The 21,055-nt window shown below is 43.5% G+C and carries 23 protein-coding genes; 4 read left to right on the forward strand and 19 right to left on the reverse strand.

The annotated features are described in order from the left end of the window. The 3 genes from AC3WJC_RS15115 (at window position 1) to AC3WJC_RS15125 (ending at window position 2,646) form a co-directional block, all read left to right on the forward strand. Entirely contained in the window at window positions 1-1,089 is a 1,089-nt protein-coding gene (locus tag AC3WJC_RS15115; RefSeq protein WP_492399958.1) for a glycosyltransferase family 2 protein, read from the forward strand. Continuing rightward, complete coding sequence (locus AC3WJC_RS15120; RefSeq protein ID WP_492399959.1) at window positions 1,068-1,730, forward strand: carotenoid biosynthesis protein; 663 nt, start codon at window positions 1,068-1,070, stop codon at window positions 1,728-1,730. The genes AC3WJC_RS15115 and AC3WJC_RS15120 overlap by 22 nt, the downstream gene beginning before the upstream one ends. A 64-nt stretch (window positions 1,731-1,794) precedes the next feature. Then, window positions 1,795-2,646: a 4-hydroxy-3-methylbut-2-enyl diphosphate reductase gene (locus AC3WJC_RS15125; RefSeq protein WP_492399960.1), complete on the forward strand. Its 852-nt coding sequence runs from the start codon at window positions 1,795-1,797 to the stop codon at window positions 2,644-2,646. Window positions 2,647-2,691: 45 nt separating this feature from the next. Here AC3WJC_RS15125 and AC3WJC_RS15130 read toward each other — a convergent pair whose 3' ends face one another. The 5 genes from AC3WJC_RS15130 to murB all read right to left on the reverse strand — a co-directional run bounded on the left by AC3WJC_RS15130 (window position 2,692) and on the right by murB (window position 7,585). Beyond that, the gene (locus tag AC3WJC_RS15130; RefSeq protein ID WP_492399961.1) at window positions 2,692-3,402 is read right to left on the reverse strand and encodes a carboxypeptidase-like regulatory domain-containing protein; all 711 of its coding nucleotides are present in this window, start codon (window positions 3,400-3,402) and stop codon (window positions 2,692-2,694) included. A gap of 163 nt (window positions 3,403-3,565) precedes the next feature. Further along, window positions 3,566-4,747: a vWA domain-containing protein gene (locus tag AC3WJC_RS15135; protein ID WP_492400842.1), complete on the reverse strand. Its 1,182-nt coding sequence runs from the start codon at window positions 4,745-4,747 to the stop codon at window positions 3,566-3,568. A gap of 15 nt (window positions 4,748-4,762) precedes the next feature. Beyond that, a complete protein-coding gene (locus AC3WJC_RS15140; protein ID WP_492399962.1) occupies window positions 4,763-5,437 on the reverse strand; it encodes a von Willebrand factor type A domain-containing protein in 675 nt (224 codons plus the stop codon). A gap of 303 nt (window positions 5,438-5,740) precedes the next feature. After that, entirely contained in the window at window positions 5,741-6,280 is a 540-nt protein-coding gene (locus AC3WJC_RS15145; RefSeq protein ID WP_492399963.1) for an RNA polymerase sigma factor, read from the reverse strand. A gap of 276 nt (window positions 6,281-6,556) precedes the next feature. Then, window positions 6,557-7,585, reverse strand: coding sequence for a UDP-N-acetylmuramate dehydrogenase (gene murB / locus AC3WJC_RS15150; RefSeq protein WP_492399964.1), 1,029 nt, complete (start codon window positions 7,583-7,585; stop codon window positions 6,557-6,559). 65 nt (window positions 7,586-7,650) lie between these two features. On the opposite strand from murB, the gene AC3WJC_RS15155 reads away from it, so the two are divergent. Continuing rightward, window positions 7,651-8,304: a tetratricopeptide repeat protein gene (locus AC3WJC_RS15155; protein ID WP_492399965.1), complete on the forward strand. Its 654-nt coding sequence runs from the start codon at window positions 7,651-7,653 to the stop codon at window positions 8,302-8,304. Between the two features lie 14 nt (window positions 8,305-8,318). Here the strand turns inward: AC3WJC_RS15155 and AC3WJC_RS15160 are convergent, their stop codons facing one another. From AC3WJC_RS15160 to AC3WJC_RS15225, 14 genes are all read right to left on the reverse strand, one after another. Beyond that, window positions 8,319-9,632, reverse strand: a complete 1,314-nt coding sequence (locus AC3WJC_RS15160) for a cryptochrome/photolyase family protein (protein ID WP_492399966.1) — start codon at window positions 9,630-9,632, stop codon at window positions 8,319-8,321. Then, complete coding sequence (locus AC3WJC_RS15165) at window positions 9,622-10,530, reverse strand: TIGR01777 family oxidoreductase (RefSeq protein ID WP_492399967.1); 909 nt, start codon at window positions 10,528-10,530, stop codon at window positions 9,622-9,624. Before AC3WJC_RS15165 ends, AC3WJC_RS15160 begins: the two co-directional genes overlap by 11 nt. An 11-nt stretch (window positions 10,531-10,541) precedes the next feature. Beyond that, entirely contained in the window at window positions 10,542-11,999 is a 1,458-nt protein-coding gene (locus AC3WJC_RS15170) for an SDR family oxidoreductase (RefSeq protein ID WP_492399968.1), read from the reverse strand. A gap of 113 nt (window positions 12,000-12,112) precedes the next feature. Next, complete coding sequence (locus AC3WJC_RS15175) at window positions 12,113-12,301, reverse strand: hypothetical protein (RefSeq protein WP_492399969.1); 189 nt, start codon at window positions 12,299-12,301, stop codon at window positions 12,113-12,115. 69 nt (window positions 12,302-12,370) lie between these two features. After that, window positions 12,371-14,002 (reverse strand): hypothetical protein, encoded by a 1,632-nt coding sequence (locus AC3WJC_RS15180; RefSeq protein ID WP_492399970.1) that lies wholly within the window; start codon window positions 14,000-14,002, stop codon window positions 12,371-12,373. Between the two features lie 108 nt (window positions 14,003-14,110). Then, the gene (locus tag AC3WJC_RS15185; RefSeq protein ID WP_492399971.1) at window positions 14,111-14,998 is read right to left on the reverse strand and encodes a DUF4349 domain-containing protein; all 888 of its coding nucleotides are present in this window, start codon (window positions 14,996-14,998) and stop codon (window positions 14,111-14,113) included. A gap of 173 nt (window positions 14,999-15,171) precedes the next feature. Next, entirely contained in the window at window positions 15,172-16,056 is an 885-nt protein-coding gene (atpG, locus tag AC3WJC_RS15190; RefSeq protein ID WP_492399972.1) for an ATP synthase F1 subunit gamma, read from the reverse strand. A gap of 138 nt (window positions 16,057-16,194) precedes the next feature. After that, window positions 16,195-17,769 (reverse strand): F0F1 ATP synthase subunit alpha, encoded by a 1,575-nt coding sequence (gene atpA, locus AC3WJC_RS15195; protein WP_492399973.1) that lies wholly within the window; start codon window positions 17,767-17,769, stop codon window positions 16,195-16,197. A gap of 33 nt (window positions 17,770-17,802) precedes the next feature. Further along, a complete protein-coding gene (gene atpH / locus AC3WJC_RS15200; protein ID WP_492399974.1) occupies window positions 17,803-18,348 on the reverse strand; it encodes an ATP synthase F1 subunit delta in 546 nt (181 codons plus the stop codon). Window positions 18,349-18,474: 126 nt separating this feature from the next. Further along, entirely contained in the window at window positions 18,475-18,984 is a 510-nt protein-coding gene (gene atpF, locus AC3WJC_RS15205; protein ID WP_492399975.1) for a F0F1 ATP synthase subunit B, read from the reverse strand. Between the two features lie 94 nt (window positions 18,985-19,078). Next, the gene (gene atpE, locus AC3WJC_RS15210) at window positions 19,079-19,285 is read right to left on the reverse strand and encodes an ATP synthase F0 subunit C (protein WP_194101808.1); all 207 of its coding nucleotides are present in this window, start codon (window positions 19,283-19,285) and stop codon (window positions 19,079-19,081) included. A 54-nt stretch (window positions 19,286-19,339) separates the two neighbouring features. Next, window positions 19,340-20,416: a F0F1 ATP synthase subunit A gene (gene atpB, locus AC3WJC_RS15215; protein ID WP_492399976.1), complete on the reverse strand. Its 1,077-nt coding sequence runs from the start codon at window positions 20,414-20,416 to the stop codon at window positions 19,340-19,342. A gap of 20 nt (window positions 20,417-20,436) precedes the next feature. Beyond that, window positions 20,437-20,811: a hypothetical protein gene (locus tag AC3WJC_RS15220; RefSeq protein WP_492399977.1), complete on the reverse strand. Its 375-nt coding sequence runs from the start codon at window positions 20,809-20,811 to the stop codon at window positions 20,437-20,439. Between the two features lies 1 nt (window position 20,812). After that, window positions 20,813-21,043, reverse strand: a complete 231-nt coding sequence (locus tag AC3WJC_RS15225) for an AtpZ/AtpI family protein (RefSeq protein WP_492399978.1) — start codon at window positions 21,041-21,043, stop codon at window positions 20,813-20,815. Window positions 21,044-21,055 lie beyond the last annotated feature (12 nt).

Raw genomic sequence — 21,055 nt, forward strand, 5'->3', positions numbered from 1 at the left:
GTGATTATTGCCATATCGGTAACCTTGTTTTTTATTGTACTGCGCTTTGTGGTTACACTGTTCAACTTTATGTCGAACCCTAAGTTGCAACGTATCGCCAAACCTTATCATGATATGGTATCTATACTGATACCGGCACGTAACGAACAGCAAAACATTGAAAAGCTGCTTCAATCCATAACCAATCAGGATTACCGCCATTACGAGGTAATTGTGCTTGATGATAACTCAACCGACGACACCTACGCCATTTGCGAACAATATGCCGCCGCGCATCCAAACTTTAAAGTGATAAAGGGCAATGCCCTGCCCGATGGCTGGCTTGGTAAAAATTACGCCTGTTACCAACTCGCCCGGCAGGCAAAAGGTAAATTCCTGATGTTTGTTGATGCCGACGAGCAAATTGAACGCGGCCTGATCAATAGCGCTGTACACCGTATGCACCTGCGGCAGGTGGCGCTGCTCAGCCTGTTTACTAACCAACGCATGGTAACCCTGGGCGAAAAGCTGGTGGTACCTCTGATGCATTTTTTATTGTTGAACCTGTTACCCATTAGGCTTATTTATCTTACCAGGCATTCTGCTGTTGCCGCCGCAAGCGGGCAATTTATGTTGTTTGATGCCGAAACTTACCATGCCAACCAATGGCACCAGCAGGTGCGCGACAAGGTGGTTGAGGATGTAGAGATCATGAAGCTGGTAAAGGCAGCGAATTACCGCGGCGAGGGCCTCTTGGCCAACGGACTGATTTATTGCCGTATGTATACCGGCTTTAGCGAGGCTATACATGGTTTCAGCAAAAACTTTCTGGCTATATTTAACTATAGCGTACCGGGATTTTTGGTATATATTACCTTGCTGATCGGGGGCCCATTGATCGTAATATCCACCCTTAACCTGCCGCTGATATTATTGATGGTTGGCCTGATCGCGCTTACCCGCATCATGATCTCGCTCTCGGCCGGGCAAAACGCCGTGCTTAACGTTATTTTGCATCCGCTGCAAATGATCAGCATAGTGTTTATAGCTTTTTTTGCCATACAGCAGCATCTAACCAAAACCACCGTATGGAAGGGCAGGCAAGTATGATGAACCTGCTGAAAAAGCCATCGGTTTTGATCGGCATTATTATACTGTTTCACGTGGTGGGCTATGTAGGTTTCGCACTCCCTGCAACGCGCGATCTGTTTCAGGATATAGTGTCCTTTCACCTATTGCTGATGCTGGGCATAATTATTTACAGCCACCGGGAAGTGAATAACCGTTTCTGGAGTTTTTACCTTATCATCTATTTTGCCGGTTACTTTGCCGAGTGGATAGGCGTACATACCGCCGCGTTGTTTGGTTATTACGCTTATGGCAGCACATTAGGCTTAAAGGTGCTGAATATACCGCTGATGATAGGTGTTAACTGGTTTCTGTTGATCTATTCTACCGGGGTATTAATGCAAAAATCAAGATTAAAGAGCCTGATTGCACGTTTACTATATGGCGCGATAGTATTGGTAGTGCTTGACGCATTGATAGAGCCTGTAGCCATCCGTTTTGATTACTGGCATTGGCGCTTTGATGCCGTTCCGGCTTATAATTATGTGTGCTGGTTTTTTGTGAGCCTGGGTATGCTGTTCGTATTTGAAAAATACAGCTTTAAAAATCAAAGTTGGGTTAGCCCTGCCTTACTGATAACGCAGATGATATTTTTTGCCGCCCTTAATATTTATCCGCTATAAATGAAAACCGCGGTCGGCCGGGCATCGTTATTTATAATATAATTTAGCGTAAATTTGTATCATCATGGGTGAGTATAATTTAAAGGTGACCATTGACCAGGATTCGGGCTTTTGCTTCGGGGTGGTATTCGCTATTGATATGGCCGAAGAAATACTGGAGCAGGATGGTTACCTGTATTGCCTTGGCGATATTGTACACAATGACGAAGAGGTTACCCGCCTTAAAGCCAAAGGATTAAGGATAATTGACCATGCCGATCTAAAAGACCTGCATAACGAGAAGGTACTGATCCGCGCGCATGGTGAGGCTCCTGAAACTTACCGCACCGCCCTCGAAAATAATATTACGCTGATCGATGCCTCGTGCCCGGTAGTGCTTAAACTGCAAAACCGCATTAAAACATCATTTGATAATCAAGAGCCGATAGTGATATTCGGAAAACACGGCCATGCGGAAGTGATTGGCCTGCAAGGACAAACCAATAACGAGGCCCTGGTTTTTCAGGACATTGCCGAGCTGGACAATGCCCAACTGCCCGACAAATTTACGCTGTACAGCCAAACCACTAAAAGCACCGATAAATTTTACGCTATTAAGGAGGAATTGCTTAACCGCGGTTACGAGGTAAAGGCTAATGATACCATTTGCCGCCAGGTATCAAACCGGGATAAAGATCTGCCTGATTTCGCGGTTAAGTTTAACAAGATCGTTTTTGTATCCGGCAAAAAATCATCAAACGGAAAGGTGTTATTTGAGGTTTGCAGAAGGCATAACCCCGACACTTACTTTATTTCCTCGGTTGACGAACTGGATAAGGCGCTTTTCGCTCCCGGTGACACCGTGGGCATCGCCGGGGCTACATCAACCCCTATGTGGTTGATGCAGGATGTTAAGAATGCCCTTGAGGCTTTTTAATATAGGCTTCGAAGGACTACCATTTTTTTACGGACGCATAGGCTATCATTGTCCAAAGTCGCTTGGCAATTTTTCAGAAGCGACAAAAGGGATTTTTATATCCTGCGATAGTTTGATACGGTTAGATTTCCACTTCTTTATTTCGTCGGGCGTACCGGATAATTCTTCAAAAAAGAACTGTGCATGCCATGAGCCGTGCGTTTCGGCAAATGTACTTTTGATCAGCAAAATCCTGACCATGTAACCCAAAGCGCGATTCTCCAGCTCAATAAAATCATCAGACCAAGCAGATACAGCTTTTTCTTTTTTATCGTAAGTAAAATTCAGTACTTCACTATTCCGAATTTTGCATTTGCGGGCATAAGATGAGGTACCAACAAATCGCTTAAAAAACATTTTATAATTTCTCGCCCAATCCTCAGGTATCCGTACGCTAACCTCGCTCAGAGTATTAATGTGTGGTTTAAGACTTATATTTATTTTAGTCACATTTGTACCCACCGTAATATTCTGACTAAACGCTTCAAAACCAATCATGGTCACTACCAGGAGATATTTACCCGGTTTTACATCTTTAAGGGTAAAATCGCCGTCATTTTTAGCGCTGGTACCGTAAGATGTTTCCGTTAAAAATACGCTGGCTTTAGGTAAGGGTGCATTGGTTTCTGCCTGGGTAATTGTGCCGGTAACAGTGCCGGTTTGGGCACAAACCCATAAAGGCAGTGTAAGGAGCAGGATGATCAATGATAAACGCATACCACTAAGATGTTGAATATCAATGATAGTTTAAGTGAATATAATGTTTCTTTTGATAAGACATTAACGCTCTATACACCCGGCGACACCTTGGGCATCGCCGGAGCTAAGAACTCCTCGGAAGCATTAATACGCTAAGGAGATATCAGGTTTAGGTAAGGTACTATTTAGCGTCGGCCACTTGTTCTTCTTTGGCTAACAGGCGTGCGCTTTCGGCCAGTTTTATAAACTCAGCACGGTATCCCTCATCATCGTTCCCTTTACCGGCACGGGCGGTTTTTATAGCATGCGCATAGCTGGCCTGTTGTTTATACGGCGAATCGCGCAGCAGCATACCAAATTCGGCCACGGCGCTGGCAAACTTCATATCTGAACTTATTTTAGCGTAATCAACAGGTACATCATTCACCACAGCCTGGCTCAGGGCACTTTTGCCCGAATTGGGTTGCTTATACCTGAACTTGATGGTCAGCATTTCGCCGATGCCTATGTTTACCATTGCTTTTGGCGCAGCCTGTTTTTGATACTTCAACGGATCTACCGAACCGGAATAATCATCCTTAACCCCTACCAGCACTATCTCATACAAAGCAGTAACGGTATGGCCGCTGCCCATATCACCGGCATCTATCTTATCGTTATTAAAATCTTCTTTGTTCAGCATACGGTTTTCATAGCCTATTAACCTGTAGGCCTGCACTTTTGCCGGGTTAAATTCCAATTGCAGCTTTACATCTTTAGCCACAGTAAACAGGGTACCGCCAAACTCACTTACCAGTGTTTTACGGGCCTCGGTAATGTTATCGATGTAGGCATAGTTGCCATTGCCTTTATCGGCCAGGGTTTCCATTTTACTATCCTTATAATTACCCATACCATAGCCCAAAACAGAAAGGAATATACCGCTGTCACGCTGGCGGGTTATCAATTTTTCCATATCCTCATCACTTGATGCGCCTACGTTAAAATCACCATCGGTGGCTAAGATCACACGGTTGTTACCCTCTTTTATCAAATTTTGGTGCGCTACCTTATAAGCCAGTTTTATACCCTCGCCACCTGCGGTTGAGCCGCCTGCTTCCAGGTTGTCAATAGCATTGTTAATGGTGCTTTTTTTATCGCCCGGGGTTGGCTGCAGCACAATACCTGCCGCACCGGCGTATACTACTATAGCTACCTTGTCTTTAGCGCGAAGCTGATTTACCAACATTTTCATGGATGATTTTAAGAGCGGCAACTTGTTATCCGCGTTCATGGAACCGGATACATCGATCAGGAAAACCAGATTTGAAGCGGGCAGGTTATTTGTTGCTATGGTGCGTGCTTTTAAGCCTATTCGTAACAGGCGATGCCCGGGACTCTATGGTGCCGAGGTAAGTTCGGTATGTATAGCTACCGGATCATTATTGGTTGGCCCGGGCAAATTGTAGTTGAAGTAATTGATCATTTCCTCTATCCGTACTGCATCGGCCGGAGGCATTTGTCCGCCATTAATAAAGCGCCTTACATTGCTATATGAAGCCGCGTCTACATCAACAGAAAAGGTTGATAATGGATCGTTTGAAGCAATATGAAACCCATTTTCGGTTATGCCCCGGTAGCTTTCCGTATTTTCATCCTGTATTATCATCCTACCAGGTGAATAAGTATAAGCGGCATTTACTGAAGCACTGCCTACTAATTGCTTACTGCGCGGTGCTGCATGGGCGGTAACTACCACCTCATTTAAAACGCCGTAGCCTGCCTTCATGCTAACATTAATAATCGCCTTCTTTCCTATTTTAACCGTTTGACTTTGATAACCTATATAACTAAATGACAGACTTTTAACTGTGTCCGCAACTACAATTGCATAACGTCCCTGTGCATTGGTAAGTGTTTGTGCTTGGCTACCAGCCGCTCCTACACTTACACCTGGTATAGCAAACCCTTTTTCATCAGTTACTGTACCGCTTATGGTACGCCCCTTGCTTACTACCCAACCGTAGCAGGCAAGGCTAATAAGAATCAATGTTACAAATACGCTCTTTTTCATAATCCGTTTAGTTTTATAACCATAGGATGCAAAGGCGTAAGCATTTCCATAAAGCATAAAATAAATATTTTATGCCATTTAAACGAGAGTGATCAGCAGGGCTATAATTAGCAAATAACAGGCGCGATAATTAATGTGATTAATTATGCAGCCATTTAATTACGAGAGATCAGTATGAGATGACGGCGAAAACAGATTGACAAAGATGGGGTTTGTAATAAAATAGCTAATATATACGCACAAAAAAACCCGCTGTAAGGCGGGCTTTCACTATATATATTGAGTTTTTGTAAATTAATCTACTTATTCAGCTTCAGCATAAACAGGTTTTGCAACACCGTTATCATAAGCCTTTAAGTTCTTTTTAAGCAGCTTGCGGGCTACGTGTATACGGGTTTTTACAGTACCGATCGGAATTTCCAGATGATCGGCAATCTCATGGTATTTGTGGCCTTCAAAATACATGGTAAATGGTACATAGTATTCTTCAGGTAATTTATCAAGGGCGCGTTTAATATCATCCATTACAAATTTTGATTCACCATCATTTTTTGTTGAACTGAAAACCAGGTTCGGAGATGATATTTCGTCGCTTTTAGTAACAAAAGTGCTCATTTTAACAAAGCGACGGTAGTTATTGATAAAGGTGTTTTTCATGATTGTGTATAACCACCCTTTTAAATTAGTACCTTCTTTAAACTTATTGTAATAAGTTATCGCTTTTAACATGGTGTCTTGCACCAGGTCGTTGGCATCATCAGCATCATGCGTAAAGTGTAGAGCATATGAACGCAGTGAACTTGCTTGACGTAGTACCAGGGTGTTAAACTCAATCTTTGTCATAATAGTAGTTGTTTATGTGATTGAATAAAAACAATTATGATACCACTTTGCTAATCTTATAATAAATGGGATTTATAAACGCACAAATCGTAACTAAAACGGTTAAACACGCTTAATCATTAATAATTTTCTAACATTTAGTTATTTCGGGTACAATTAAATGTACAGATATGAGGAGCACAGTGTAGTTTATAGCAGAATAAACACCTGAAATATGGCAGTAAGCGCCGTTAAAAGGCAAGATCTACCATCCGATACAGGCAAATTCATTTTTGCTTAAGCAGGATCACCGATAATATTTACTTCCCGCTCCAACTTAACGCCGAATTTAGCATACACACTGTCTATTATCTGCGACGACAGGTTGTACACTTCCTGCCCGGTAGCCCCGCCATGGTTAACCAAAACCAAAGCCTGGTTTTTCCAGGTGCCGGTATTTCCAACCACTTTGCCACGCCAGCCACACTGTTCAATTAACCATCCCGCCGCTAATTTGATAAACCCTTCGCCTGCCGGATAGTTTACCACATCCGGGTGATTTTTTATTAACAAATTGAACTTATCCACATCAATAACCGGGTTTTTGAAAAAGCTGCCTGCGTTGCCTATGGTTGAAGGGTCGGGCAGTTTAGAAACACGTATATGCGCTACCACCTCCGATACTTCTTTTATAGTAGGGCTAATTATACCCCGGGCGGTGAGTTCCTGCTCAATAGCGCCATATTTTAAATTAAGTTGAGGTGTTAGCGATAATTTATATTTTACAGAGGTAATAATATACTGCCCTTTCAGCTCACTTTTAAAAACACTTTCGCGGTAGCCAAACTTACAGTCAGCGTGGGTAAAGGTTTTTATTTGCCTGGTTGCTATTTCAAAAGCGCGGCAACTTTCAAACACATCCTTTATTTCTACACCGTAAGCACCTATATTTTGTATGGGCGATGCCCCTACCGAGCCGGGGATGAGGCTCAGGTTTTCCATACCGGCAAAATCGCGGTCGACACAAAAGTTCACCAGGTCATTCCATACTTCGCCGCCGCCGGCCTCAACAATAACTTCGTCCTGGTTAATGAGGTGCTCAATACCACGAATGTTAATACGGATAACCAGCCCGTCAAAGTTGGATACCATGAGCATGTTACTACCGCCACCTAATACCAGGCGGGGGATATTGTGCCATTTAGCATCTGCAAACAATTCAGCTAATTGCTCTTCATGGCTTATCTCGACAAAGTATCTGGCGTAAGCCTCAATTCCGAACGTATTAAGATGTTTTAGCGAGGTATTTTCCTGTATTTGCAGCATGGGCACGAATGTCGGGATTTTTTGGGAAGAATGATATTTATCTTAATTTGCAATACTATTCCTATATGACATACAAAATCGAAAGCCAAATCATGAAACAGTGTAGATTCTCTTTATTTATACTGATAGCATTAATTGCATTTCAATCATGTAAACAAAAACCTGAACAATTAGCATTTAAAGTATTTAAAGATGGCGTAAAGTTATCACTTGATGCAACTGAGGTAGCTACCGCTGGCGATTTCCAAAAAGCCACTGAACTTAATGAGGAGGCAATAAAAAAGTTTAAGGAAACCATATCTATTGATTCTAACCATAAGATTGCAAGAGCAGCTTTGGCACATTCTCTATACTTAAATAAAAAATATGACGAGGCAATCCCTTGGTTTGAGCAAGCAAACCGAATCTATCCGCAGGCTATAAATTATCAGGAACTGGGCTTATGCAAGATAAACAAAGGAGATATAATTGGAGGCATAAAGGATATTAATACATCGATCAAATTAGATCGCTCTGGTGAATTTAAAGAAAACACTACGGATAATCTTTATGACATAGGAAAACTTGCTTTTGATTATAGCAAGACATATCTAACTAATAATCAAAAAGACACTGCTTTGACATATAAAAATTTTTCAATTGATGTATTAAGATTGGCTTTAGAAGTTAGTCCTAATAGGAAGGATATATTAGAGAGTTTAGATGAAGTATCTAAATAACCACTTATTATACATCACTTCCTCAATGCATCCTTAAACGCCTTCAATACCCTTTCGCGGGCTTCTTTATGGTCGACTATCGGTTTGGGGTATTTGGTAAAGTCGGCATACTCGGGCACCCATTTTTTTACGTATTCCAGCTTGGGGTCAAATCTTTTTTGCTGCGATTCGGGGTTAAATATCCTGAAATAAGGCGCGGCATCTGTACCTGATCCGGCGGCCCATTGCCAACCGCCAACATTGCTGGCCATTTCGTAATCCAGCAGCTTTTCGGCAAAGTAGTGTTCACCCCGCCGCCAATCTATCAGTAAATCCTTACTTAAAAAGCTGGCCGTAACCATACGGATGCGGTTGTGCATGTAACCCGTTTCATTCATCTCGCGCATACCGGCATCAACCAGCGGGTAACCTGTACGCCCCTCGCACCAGGCTTTGAAGTGCTCTTCGTTATTTACCCATTGAATACGGTCGTACTCGGGCCTGAAAGCATGATCCATAGTATGCGGAAAATGGTGCAGCACCATCATATAAAACTCGCGCCATATCAACTCATTCAGCCAGGTTTTTTCATGGCACTCATTAGCATCGGCCACCAGTTGCCGTATGCTCACCGTACCAAAGCGCAAATGAATGCCCATGCGCGAGGTACCCGGAATAGCCGGATAGTCGCGGGTTTTGGCATAATCGTCCATTACGTCCTTGTACTTTTTATCCGGAAATTTTTGGTCACTTTTCTCAAAGCCCATCTCCTTTAAGGTCGGCATAGCCGGGGCTTTGAAGGCATGCAGGTTTTTGAAGTATTTTTTGTTGGGATAGGGTTTTATATAAAATGGTTTGAGCGTTTGCAGCCAGCGTTTTTTATACGGGGTGAATACGGTATAAGGCTTGCCGTCATCCTTGGTTACTTCATCGCGCTCAAAAATTACCTGGTCTTTATAGCTATTTAGTTCGATATCATGCTTTTGGAGCAACTTAGCAATATCTCCATCGCGTTTGGCAGCATAAGGCTCATAATCGTGGTTGGTATAAACTGCGGCTACGTTATACTCTTTAATAAGATGCTTAAATACCTTTTCAGGCGTATCATAAAACACTAACAGATCTGAAAGATGCTTTTTCAGCTCCGCTTTCAATTCTTCAATCACCTGGTAGATGAAGGTTACGCGGGCGTCCTTCTTATCTTTCAGATCATCGAGTATCTCCCGGTCAAATATAAATATGGTCAGTACCGGGTTGCCGCTTTTAAGGGCGCGGTACAAGCCGGCGTTATCATCAAGGCGCAGATCGCGCCGAAACCAGAATACGGATACAGGTTGCTTATCGGCCATAAATATCGGTCAATGCTTTATCAATACTATCAAACTTAAAAATGTAGCCTGCCTGCTCAATTTTATCGGCGGCTACTTTGGTGCTGCCTAACACCAGCGTACTCATTTCGCCTAAAGCCAGTTTAAGCGCGAATGCCGGCACATTAGGCAACCATAAAGGTCTTTTTAACTGTCTGGCTACAACCTTGGTAAGCTGCGCGTTAGTAACCGGGTTGGGGGCTACCATATTATACACGCCGCCTAACTCCTGCTCAATGGCAAACAAATACATACCGGCCACATCCTGCCAGTGTATCCAGGGTGTCCATTGCTTACCGCTGCCCAGCGGGGCACCAAAACCAAATTTTACGGGTGCCGATAGTTTGGGCAATGCCCCGGCATGTTTATCCAACACCACCCCGGTACGAAACTTAGCTATCCGGAGCCCCAACTTTTCGCCCTCGTCAACCTCTTGCTCCCACAGTACGCAGCACCTGCCCAAAAAATCATTTGCGGGCGGGTTTTCTTCGGTGAGCAGTTCATCGCCGCGATCGCTGTAATAACCAATACCCGATGCCGAGATCACCATCCGTACTTTGTTTGATTTACGTTTAAGCAGATCATACACTAAAGCGATCGATTTGGTACGGCTTTCAATAATCACCTTCTTTCGCTCATCCGTCCAGCGTTCGTCGGCAATACCTGCACCTGCCAGGTGGATAATGGTATCAACCCCATCAATGCAGGCTTCGTCGATAATGCCTTGGTTAACATCCCATTTAAAGGTTTGCACACGTTTGTCTTTACCTTCGCCGCGGCTTAAATGGCTAACCGTATGGCCTTTGCTCAAAAGCAGGTCGGTAAGCTGACTACCCAAGCCGCCGGAGCCGCCGGTTAGTAATATTTTTTTATTGTTCATTTGTTAATAGGTCAGGCTTTAATGGCACGTTGATCTTCAAATTGTACTATCTGTTTGGCCATGCCATTAAATATAAACAGATGAAAGGGCCACATCATATACCAATAGGCACGCCCCCATAAGCCATTTGGCCTGAAGGTAGCTATCTGGCTTAAAAATTTCTTGCCTTTTCTTTCAATTATCTTAAACTCGAGCCAGGCCTCGCCGGGTAACTTCATCTCGGCATATAATAGCAGGCGCTTGTTCAGTTTATCGGCAAGCAGTACACGCCAAAAATCTATAACATCGCCGGGCTCTATGCTATTCCCGCTGGTACGCCCCCTGCGTGAACCTACCCCGCCAAACATTTTGTCTAAAAATCCGCGTATGTTCCATATCCAGTCCCAATAGTACCAGCCGCGGTCGCCGCCAATAGCCCATATGTTTTTCTCCACCTTATCGCTATCTACTTCAAAGGGCAGCTTTACCTTATATTCCAGCGTACCGTTTTGAGGCACCTTTATCTGGTCCATAAATTCTGATTTGAGGTAACCCCCGTTTAACGCATCCTTCCAACTGGATACAATGGAGTTTTGCTCTATCTTTTCAAATGCCAGTTCTAAACTTTGTTCATAGGTGAGGCATTGGCGCGGCACTACCGCATCAATAGCATGGTTGCGCATAATGGTTTCATTCTTCATGCTCTGCACCAAACTATTGGCCAGTGAATAATTGATCGAAGTAACGAAGTATAGCCAGTATGACGATAACTTGGGCGACAGGAAAGGCAGTGTTATCATGCGGCGTTGTAAACCACGCACTTTTGCATACCCGAGCATCATCTCCTTAAAACTTAATATATCCGGCCCGCCTATATCAAAGGTTTTATCCAGCGCTTTTTCGTTAAGTAATACACCTTCAAGGTAGCCCAATACATCCCGTATACCAATAGGCTGGCAGCGGGTATTTACCCATTTGGGGACGGTCATCAAAGGGAGTTTTTCGGTAAGGTCGCGAATAATCTCGAACGATGAACTGCCCGAGCCGATAATGATGGATGCCCGCAAAACGGTGACAGGGGCTTTGCCTTCGCGCAGTACATCTTCAACATGCCTGCGCGATAGCAGGTGTTTAGATAGGTTGTCATCATTAACAATTCCACTTAAATATATAACCTGGCGGCAATTGGTTTTATTGAGCTTTTGGATGAAGTTATGAGCCGATAATGCCTCAAGCTCGGCAAAGTCCGGCGCTTGCGACATGGAGTGCACCAGGTAATAAGCGGCATCAATATCCTGCGGAAAATCTTCTATCTCCTTTTCGCGCAGTAGATCGCCCTTGATGAGCGAAACGCGGTCGCTAAAATCGCTTTGTTCATGAAAGCGGCGTTTATCGCGCACCAGGCATACCACGTTATGCCCCTTCTCTAATAAAACGGGGATGAGCCTCGTTCCTATATATCCATTAGCACCGGCAAGTAACACTTTCATGCTTTATTGAACAACACAAAAGCGAAAAAGTGTTTAATACTGCTTATAGCTCACGGGAATAAAAAAAGCGCCATGCAATGCAAGGCGCTTTTGAATATCTTGGTGCTGTTTAATTACTTCAGGATAGCGAATACACCTTTAAGGGCGATAAGCGTACCGATAATGATGGCAATGTTTGATACCCATGAGTATATCGCAGCATCACCTACAAAACGGAAGAAACAACCGAATAAACCGATAGCTATAGCTATAACCAGTATTTTGTAGTGCCCTTCGGCATTTGCGTTTTCCATTGACTTCATGACCGTATTTTTTTAATTGGCACAAAAATAAAAAAATATGCTACAATAGCCGTATCACATTTAATATTTTTAACGCGCCGTAAAATCGTACAAAGTAACATCCACATCACTTGAAGCCTTCGGATCGTACGGATGATAGCTCATTACCGGCTTGGCCAGTTGCTGTACATGCTGATGAAATAATTGCGGCCCGTTGTTCTTCTTATAATACCAGACCGGGTCGCCAATGTAATCGCCGATAGGAATATCCATGTGGTTATGCTGAATTACCCACACCCGCTTTTTACCTTTAAAACGGCTAAGATCGTTATCAACCAGTTTAAAATAGCTGTTAAAGTCAGCCACCTTATGCCGGTGATCCTTTCCGGCTATGGCTGTGAATTTAAGCGGATAAAGCTGCTTATATAAATTGTAGCCCGGCAGATCATTCCAGTATACATAAACTTCATCACCGGGTTGATAATGATCGTTCAGGTAAATCAATGCCTCACGCTGAAATGATTTTTTATAATCACCAAACAGGTAAGGGTTCTTTGCCTGCACAAGCGTGCTTTTTATCGGTCCAAATATGAGCATCGCTCCTAATACGATCATTACTATGCGCGACTGAAACGGCCTTTGGCTAAACAGATCGATACCTGCAGCGAGCAATAAAATAAACAATGGTGCTAAAAATAGTGTCAGCCGCTCATGGAAGGGGTAGAGCTTTAGTGCCGATGCCGCGAACACGATCAGAAACGAGAAGCCGATAATGAGCAGCAGTTGCTTTTTATTTCGATAAAGCTGGTATACCCCTAAGGCGGCAAGCAGCAACGGTACAAATATCATTCGCAATAACGCTTGTTGCAGCACACCGGTATTATATACATTAGCCCAGCTTAATCCCATCGGGTAATTCAAAAAGGATACCATCCGCTTTACCAGCCAGGGCAATGCCTGGGCGGATACCGGCATAAAGGAATCGTGGTACACAAAAAAGAAAACCAGCCAGCCGGTATCACTATCTTTACTGGTAAACAGCACGTAGTTAATAATAAAGCTGCCAAACCATAAAGCGAACACCGGCAACATCCCTATAAACAAACTGTATTGCTTTTTAAGCAGGTAGCTTAGCCCGATGGCCGCCGCCATAGCAGCCATTACAAAAACAGAGGCAAAGGAAAACCAAACAATTACGGCACCCCATAAGCCCCATATCAATCGTTTTTTTAATGTCGACTGACCATAATATTTAAGATATAAATAAAGCAGTAAGATCACCGAAAACAGTTCGACCGCGTATTGCTTAGCCTCAACGGAATGGTAAACAGTTATTGGCCCGAAAGCCAAAAGCGCCATGGCTACTATCCCCCCTGACGGTTTAAGCAGCTTTTGCACCACCGGAACAAACACAAAAAGCGATAACACACCGCATATAAACGGGAACAGCCTTAAAGTAATTTCATGCGTACCAAAGAGGATGGTGAGGCTTTTAACCACCAGCAGGTAACCCAAGGGTGCTTTTTGTTGGAAAGGCAGCGCTTTGGTCAAAACATCAGCAAGGTTATACTGAGCAAACCCGGTTGAAAGGTATACCTCATCCTCCCACAGCGAACGGTTATCCAATAAATGATAAAACCGCAGGACGATACCCAAGGCAACAATTATCCATAACCAATTTTTACTGATCAAATAATTTTTGCTTGAATTAAGGTGGGGCATAACTTAAATAATAGGGAGCTTAAAAATAGGGCATTTAAAGTTATATCATCAAAAAAGCGCTTGTAAACAAGCGCTTTTTCTTACAACCAGCATAAGTATTAACTAATATTAAACCGTAGGCTTAACAGGCCCTTTATCAACAAACCAATGCGGGTGCTTTTTACGATAGTATTTATACATCATAAATATTGCCGCGCCCATCAGGATGAATACCCACAGGTTGGCTAATGCGATAAAAATATCCGCCACGATGTGCACGCCATTTACCAGTGCCTGCCATAAACGCGGTACAAAACCGATATTATACACCGCCGGATCGGTATTGGCTAAATGCTCTTTGATGATGCTGTTATTCTGAAAAAAATTAAGGCTTACCGTGCTGTATTTTACAGCGGCATCAATACGTTTGGTGTTTACCTGTTCATCAACCAGGGCATCCTTAAACACCAGCACATCCTGCGGCTGTTTTAGTTTTATACGGCCCTGCTTTTGCTCCTTAACCAACTCCTTACGGCTATCCATCCGCAGTTGCGATTCGAGGTACGGCAGCGTGTTATCCTCAATATCCAGATCACTAACCGTGGTGTAGATGCCCAGGCGGTTAACGGCGACCACAAACTTCGAAAGATACTGTGCAGGTACTTTAACCGTCATATCCGCATAGGTGTTAAATGCTGACACCCGCAATATGGAATCATCAGCCAGCCTTACCTCCTTTAACTGCGAAACATCTGAGCGCAGATGGTGGTTCATCACCATGCCTTTATACTGATTGGTTAACGCGGTTACCTGCTCACCTACCTGGCGTACGTTTTTTACTTTAAATGTTAGTGCGGCTGTTTTTATCAGTTTTTGCTGGTCAAAATTCACACTGTCTGCCGCTACCAGCGCCGTGTCTGTACTTTCCTTTTCAAGTGCGCTGTAATCACCACTATTTTGGCATGAATGTAGCACCACCGCTCCGGCGAGCAGTGCAATTAAGCTTTTGATTTTCATAATGTTATAGGCTTTTATATTGATACCCGGGAGTTAAGAAAGGTAACCTGCTTATCCAAAAAATAATTATAATGTTACAGAATATCAGGCACTAATAATTAAGCAAAAAATCCTGTAAAGCAAAAAAGGCCACCCTACCGGGTAGCCCTTCCGCATTAATATTTTTATAAAAATTATCCGTTTGATAATGCCGCCGCGCCGCTCACGATCTCCGTAAGCTCGGTAGTGATGGCTGCCTGGCGTGCCTGGTTGTATGATAGTTTCAGGTTACGCAGCAAATCCCCGGCATTGTCGGTAGCCTTGTCCATCGCCGTCATACGGGCACCATGTTCTGACGCATGCGAATCGAGCACGGCACGGTAAAGCTGTAACTTGATATTCTTAGGTATCAGCTCCGCAACAATCTCTTCCTTTGATGGCTCAAGAATGTAGTCCGTTTGCGATGCGCTATTGTTTTCGCTGGTTTCCAGTTTTGGTACCGGCAATAATTGCTCGGTGATCAAATACTGTACAGCCGCGTTTCTGAAATGGTTATACACCACTTCAACATGGTCATAATCGCCGTTAACAAAGCCTTGCATAATTGATTCGGTAATTACCGAAGTATTGGCAAAGTTAAGGTTTTGATAAAGCTCATTATTGTTGCCGATTACGTTGTATTTACGGCGGCTAAAAAAGTCATGGCCTTTTTTACCGATAGCCAGTATAGAAACATTACCGTTGCGCAACTGCTCGCTGTATTTCTCGGCAATCAGGTTGTTAGCTGTTTTAATGGCATTAGCGTTGAATGCACCGGCCAAACCACGGTTTGACGATACCACAACCACCAATACACGTACCGGCTCACGCTCCTGCAGGTATGGCGATGCGCCATCTTCAAGGCTGGCCGATAAGTTAGCCAAAAGATCCTTCAGCTTGGTAGCATACGGACGTAACTGTACAATAGCATTGGTAGCACGCTTTAACTTGGCAGCCGAAACCATTTTCATGGCCTTGGTGATCTGCTGTGTTGAGCTTACCGATGTTATCCTGTTTCTTACTTCTTTTAAATTAGCCATTCTTTGTGAGATGTGAGATGTGAAATATGAGATGTGAGATAACCCACTACCCAATTCCCGTACTCAATTCTTTTATCTTTTTAAGATTTGAGATGTAAGTTTGTCTCACATCTCAAATCTATTATCTCATATCAAAAATTAATATTTACCTGTCAGTTCCTTGGCAACAGTTTCAAGCACACCGGTCAGTTTATCATCAAACTTACCTGCTTTAAGTGCAGCAAGCACTTCAGGATGACGTACTTCAAGTTGGTTCAGGTACTCGTTTTCAAACTCTTTGATTTTGTTTACAGGCACGCTGCGCATCAGGTTTTTAGTACCGATGTAGATTATAGCTACCTGTTTTTCAACAGATACCGGTGAGTATTGGCCTTGTTTCAAAACCTCAACGTTACGTGAGCCTTTGTCCAATACGCTTTTGGTTGAAGCATCAAGATCCGATCCGAATTTAGAGAAAGCCTCTAGTTCGCGGTATTGTGCCTGGTCAAGTTTTAAAGTACCGGCAACCTTTTTCATTGATTTGATCTGGGCGTTACCACCTACACGAGATACCGAGATACCTACGTTGATAGCCGGACGTACACCCGCATTAAACAGGTTTGATTCCAGGAAGATCTGCCCGTCAGTGATCGAGATCACGTTGGTTGGGATGTAGGCTGATACGTCACCCGCTTGTGTTTCAATGATCGGCAACGCGGTTAATGAACCACCACCTTTAACCACATCTTTCAATGAGTCTGGCAGGTCATTCATTACTTTGGCGATAGAATCATTCGCGTTGATCTTAGCGGCACGCTCCAATAAACGGCTGTGCAAGTAAAATACGTCACCCGGATAAGCCTCACGGCCCGGTGGACGACGAAGCAGCAATGATACTTCACGGTAAGCAACCGCTTGTTTCGACAGATCATCATAGATAATCAGTGCCGGGCGGCCGGTATCACGGAAGTACTCGCCGATAGCGGCACCCGCGAATGGCGCGAAGAACTGCATTGGTGCAGAATCCGAAGCGTTAGCTGCTACTACAATTGAGTAAGCCATAGCGCCGTTCTCTTCCAATGTACGTACGATGTTTGCTACGGTTGAAGCCTTTTGGCCACAGGCAACATATATACAGATAACCGGTTGGCCGGCATCATAAAATTCCTTTTGGTTGATGATGGTATCGATACATACCGCTGTTTTACCGGTTTGGCGGTCACCAATAACCAGCTCACGCTGGCCACGGCCGATCGGGATCATCGCGTCAATAGCTTTGATACCGGTTTGCAAAGGCTCAGTTACCGGCTGGCGGTAGATAACACCCGGCGCTTTACGCTCCAAAGGCATATCATAAGTTGTACCGGTGATAGGGCCTTTACCATCAATAGGGTTACCCAGGGTATCAACTACACGGCCAAGCATACCTTCGCCTGCTTTTAACGATGCGATTTTGCTGGTACGTTTAACCGTGTCACCTTCTTTAATACCTTCGTATGAGCCTAACAATACTACACCCACGTTATCTTCTTCAAGGTTAAGTACAATGCCTTGCAGGCCATTGTCAAACTCAACCAGCTCACCTGATTGTACTTTTGTTAATCCGTAAACACGGGCAATACCGTCGCCTATTTGCAATACGGTACCTACTTCTTCCAGTTCGGATTCTGACTTGAAGCCTGCCAGTTGCTGACGCAGGATGGCTGATACTTCGTCTGGTCTTACCTCTACCATTTTATTTCTTTTATTGGTGTTTTTGAGTGATTATTAAACTGTTTTTTGAGCAAAATCTTTTTTCAGGCGTCTCAGGTCAGCAGAAATGCTGGTGTCAACCTGCCTGTCGCCAACGGCAAGTACAAAACCGCCAATCAGCTCCGGGTCAACCTTTTCAACCAAGATCACCTTGCTGCCGGTAGCCTGCTCAACTTCCTGGGTTAGCGTTTGCCTGTTGGCCGGTGATAACGGTGTAGCCGTTGTAACTTTAGCTTTTATAATGTTGCTCTTAACGTTGTACTGATTAATGTATTCATTAGCAGTAGCCCTCAACACTTCGCCACGGCCTTTATTAACCATAATATTAAAAAAGGCAATGGTAAGCGCGTTAACCTTGTTAGCGAAAAGAGCGCTCAAAATACCGGTTTTTTTACTGTGCGATACAATAGGGTTAGCTATCACGGCACTCAGTTCGGGATTTTGCTTTAATGTTTTCAGGAAAAAATCCATATCCGCTTTTACCACATCAACCGCGTTTTGCTCTTCCGCAAGGTCAATGATTGATTTGGCGTACCTGGATGCTACTGTTAGTTCTGACATATTTTTTATTTCGGATTTCGGATTTTCAACTTCGAATTATCCTGGTATCTTTTATATCTTATCTCGGCATTTAAATTTCGAACTCGATTTCAATTACTTTCGAAATCAAAAATCCGAAATTCGCAATTACTTCAACTTAACTTCTTTCAATAAATCGGCAACCAGTGCATCCTGTTTTGCCTGATCTTCAAACTGCTTGCGTAACACCTTCTCGGCAATTTCAAGCGATAAGGCGGCTACCTGGTTTTTAACATCAGCCAGGGCGATAGCTTTTTGATTGTTGATCTCAATTTTAGCGATCTCCAGCATACGCGCGCCTTCTTTTTGAGCCAGATCACGGGCATCATGTATCATCTGCTCTTTTACCTTACGGGCTTCGTGCAGCATCAGGTCCCGCTCGGCACGTGCTTTTTTAAGCAGGGCTTCGTTCTCGTCTGTTAAACGGGCCATCTCCTCTTTTGCGGCTTCAGCTCTAAGCAAAGCATCTTCAATTGAGCGTTCACGGTCAGTAATAGCCTGCATTATTGGTTTCCAGGCAAACTTGCCTAATAAAACCAGCAACAGTATAAAGGCAACCGCTGCCCAAACCACAAATCCTAAATGGTCATTTAATAAACCTTCGAATAATTGTTCCATTATATATTTAAAAATATTTTAAACAAGTACGTTTTGACTTTTAAATAAAGCCCGTTGCCAATCGCTCCGGGCTTTATTGTTTTTTGAGGTAAAATTATTTACCTAACAGGGCAACAACCACACCGAACAGCGCAACACCCTCAATAAGAGCGGCAGCAATGATCATGGCAGTTTGGATTTTTGAAGCAGCTTCTGGCTGACGGGCGATACCTTCCATCGCTTTACCACCAACCTGACCGATACCTAAACCGGCACCGATAACCGCTAAACCTGCACCTAATGCAGCAATACTTCCAGTCATGTTTTTTAAATTTTAAAAGTTAAATATAATTATATAATTGTTTGCAGAGATTAATTAATGATGATCCTCAACCGCGGTACCGATAAACAGCGCGGTAAGCATGGTGAATATAAACGCTTGCAGAAATGCAACCAGCAGCTCCAAAACGTCCATAAATAACACGAACAGGATGGATATAGGCGCAACAGCGATTGATTTGAAAATGAATATCAATGATATCAAACTCAATACAATGATGTGGCCTGCGGAGATGTTAGCGTATAAACGTATCATTAAAGCGAAAGGCCTTGATATAACGCCGATCAGTTCAACCGGGATCATGATCGGGTACAACCAAACCGGTACATCAGGTAAAAAGATGTGCTTCCAGTAATATTTGTTAGCGCTGAAGTTAACCACCAGCATTACAATGGCCGACATTACAAAGGTGAACATGATATTACCGGTAACGTTAGCGCCACCCGGAAACAAAGGCACCAGGCCTAAAAGGTTGTTCATCCATATAAAAAAGAATATGGTTAACAATATAGGCATGTAGCGCTGGTAACCACGGCCGATATTTGGCCTGGCGATCTCGTCTCGCACGAACATGATAACCGGCTCAACCAATGATTGCAAACCTTTAGGGGCTTTGCCTTCGCGCTTTTTGTAAGCGGAAGCAACACTCATAAAGATGATCAGGATCAGTGTTCCGGCAATCCACATAGCCAGTACGTTTTTGGTTATCGAAAAATCGTAAACGTGAGATGATGCTTCTTTATCTATGTCGCCATCCGCGTTAACCGCTTTAATTTTATCCTCAAAAAGCTTGTAGGTATAATATTGGCCCTGGTGAGCCTCTGTACCATGATGAAAAACAGACGCTGAAAAGTACTCCACACCCTTATCAGTAAACAGGATAACAGGCAGCGGAATTGATGTTTCGCCCAGCACATGCCAGTAGTGCGAATCACCTATGTGCTCCAATATGGCAGTAGTCGGATTAAAAGCTTCCGTTTCTGCATTCTTCTCCTCTTTTACGTGCTCCTCGTGCTGTATCGCAAAAGTTTTACAGGCGCAAAAAGTCAAAAAAACGCCTAAAATCAAGCTCAGAGCGGTTTTTTTTGAGTTCAAAATGTGGCTAAAATTCATTAAATGAGTGTTTTTCACTTTTAAATTTGGTTGCGCAAGTTACGTAACAAAACCAAAACTTCAAAGATGGTATTCAAGAAATATACATAAAAGAAATTGAGCACAAAAACCACGCTGTCAACCTTGAATTTCAGGGTAAAAACCAGGGCCAGGGCCATGCTTAAAACCATTTTGGCAACCGTCATGATCAGGAAGGTTTGCGCGTACATATCAGGATGGCGCTTTTGTATTAATGATACCGCCACCATCAGCATAAACGTTAAAGCGGTGATCAATATAAAAATGCCCCAAAATTGCGGCAACACCCATTTGTGGTTACCCGTATACACCAACACAGCGGGAGGCACCGCCAGGCAAACAGAAAATATGATAAAGGAGGTTAAGGTACGCAGCATATCAGTTTTTAACAGCCCTTATTACAAGGTAAAGCGAAATAAACACACCGGCCAAAGCCATTACAGCGGTAACCCATTGCACCTGGTGCTTATTAACTTCATCAATTTTATAACCGGCATAAGCCATACCGCCAATAATAACAATCATTTGTACCGCAATGCCGGTATATTTGGCGTAGTTGCTTACGCCTTTGCTTATTTGCTCGGGGCGGTTGGTTTGGTTATCGGGCATGGTACAAATTTA

This window comes from Mucilaginibacter sp. FW306-07-L (assembly GCF_058782065.1).

What these genes read in the sequence shown, in the direction of transcription:
- AC3WJC_RS15220 (WP_492399977.1), bottom strand. Translation starts at nt 20,811, where the DNA reads ATGCTGCGTACCTTAACCTCCTTTATCATATTTTCTGTTTGCCTGGCG.
- AC3WJC_RS15170 (WP_492399968.1), bottom strand. Translation starts at nt 11,999, where the DNA reads ATGAAAGTGTTACTTGCCGGTGCTAATGGATATATAGGAACGAGGCTC.
- atpB (WP_492399976.1), bottom strand. Translation starts at nt 20,416, where the DNA reads ATGAATTTTAGCCACATTTTGAACTCAAAAAAAACCGCTCTGAGCTTG.
- AC3WJC_RS15120 (WP_492399959.1), top strand. Translation starts at nt 1,068, where the DNA reads ATGGAAGGGCAGGCAAGTATGATGAACCTGCTGAAAAAGCCATCGGTT.
- AC3WJC_RS15185 (WP_492399971.1), bottom strand. Translation starts at nt 14,998, where the DNA reads ATGAAAATCAAAAGCTTAATTGCACTGCTCGCCGGAGCGGTGGTGCTA.
- AC3WJC_RS15175 (WP_492399969.1), bottom strand. Translation starts at nt 12,301, where the DNA reads ATGAAGTCAATGGAAAACGCAAATGCCGAAGGGCACTACAAAATACTG.
- AC3WJC_RS15130 (WP_492399961.1), bottom strand. Translation starts at nt 3,402, where the DNA reads ATGCGTTTATCATTGATCATCCTGCTCCTTACACTGCCTTTATGGGTT.
- AC3WJC_RS15160 (WP_492399966.1), bottom strand. Translation starts at nt 9,632, where the DNA reads ATGGCCGATAAGCAACCTGTATCCGTATTCTGGTTTCGGCGCGATCTG.
- AC3WJC_RS15155 (WP_492399965.1), top strand. Translation starts at nt 7,651, where the DNA reads ATGACATACAAAATCGAAAGCCAAATCATGAAACAGTGTAGATTCTCT.
- AC3WJC_RS15180 (WP_492399970.1), bottom strand. Translation starts at nt 14,002, where the DNA reads ATGCCCCACCTTAATTCAAGCAAAAATTATTTGATCAGTAAAAATTGG.
- AC3WJC_RS15225 (WP_492399978.1), bottom strand. Translation starts at nt 21,043, where the DNA reads ATGCCCGATAACCAAACCAACCGCCCCGAGCAAATAAGCAAAGGCGTA.
- AC3WJC_RS15125 (WP_492399960.1), top strand. Translation starts at nt 1,795, where the DNA reads ATGGGTGAGTATAATTTAAAGGTGACCATTGACCAGGATTCGGGCTTT.
- atpG (WP_492399972.1), bottom strand. Translation starts at nt 16,056, where the DNA reads ATGGCTAATTTAAAAGAAGTAAGAAACAGGATAACATCGGTAAGCTCA.
- AC3WJC_RS15140 (WP_492399962.1), bottom strand. Translation starts at nt 5,437, where the DNA reads ATGAAAAAGAGCGTATTTGTAACATTGATTCTTATTAGCCTTGCCTGC.
- AC3WJC_RS15145 (WP_492399963.1), bottom strand. Translation starts at nt 6,280, where the DNA reads ATGACAAAGATTGAGTTTAACACCCTGGTACTACGTCAAGCAAGTTCA.
- atpE (WP_194101808.1), bottom strand. Translation starts at nt 19,285, where the DNA reads ATGACTGGAAGTATTGCTGCATTAGGTGCAGGTTTAGCGGTTATCGGT.
- atpF (WP_492399975.1), bottom strand. Translation starts at nt 18,984, where the DNA reads ATGGAACAATTATTCGAAGGTTTATTAAATGACCATTTAGGATTTGTG.
- atpH (WP_492399974.1), bottom strand. Translation starts at nt 18,348, where the DNA reads ATGTCAGAACTAACAGTAGCATCCAGGTACGCCAAATCAATCATTGAC.
- atpA (WP_492399973.1), bottom strand. Translation starts at nt 17,769, where the DNA reads ATGGTAGAGGTAAGACCAGACGAAGTATCAGCCATCCTGCGTCAGCAA.
- AC3WJC_RS15165 (WP_492399967.1), bottom strand. Translation starts at nt 10,530, where the DNA reads ATGAACAATAAAAAAATATTACTAACCGGCGGCTCCGGCGGCTTGGGT.
- murB (WP_492399964.1), bottom strand. Translation starts at nt 7,585, where the DNA reads ATGCTGCAAATACAGGAAAATACCTCGCTAAAACATCTTAATACGTTC.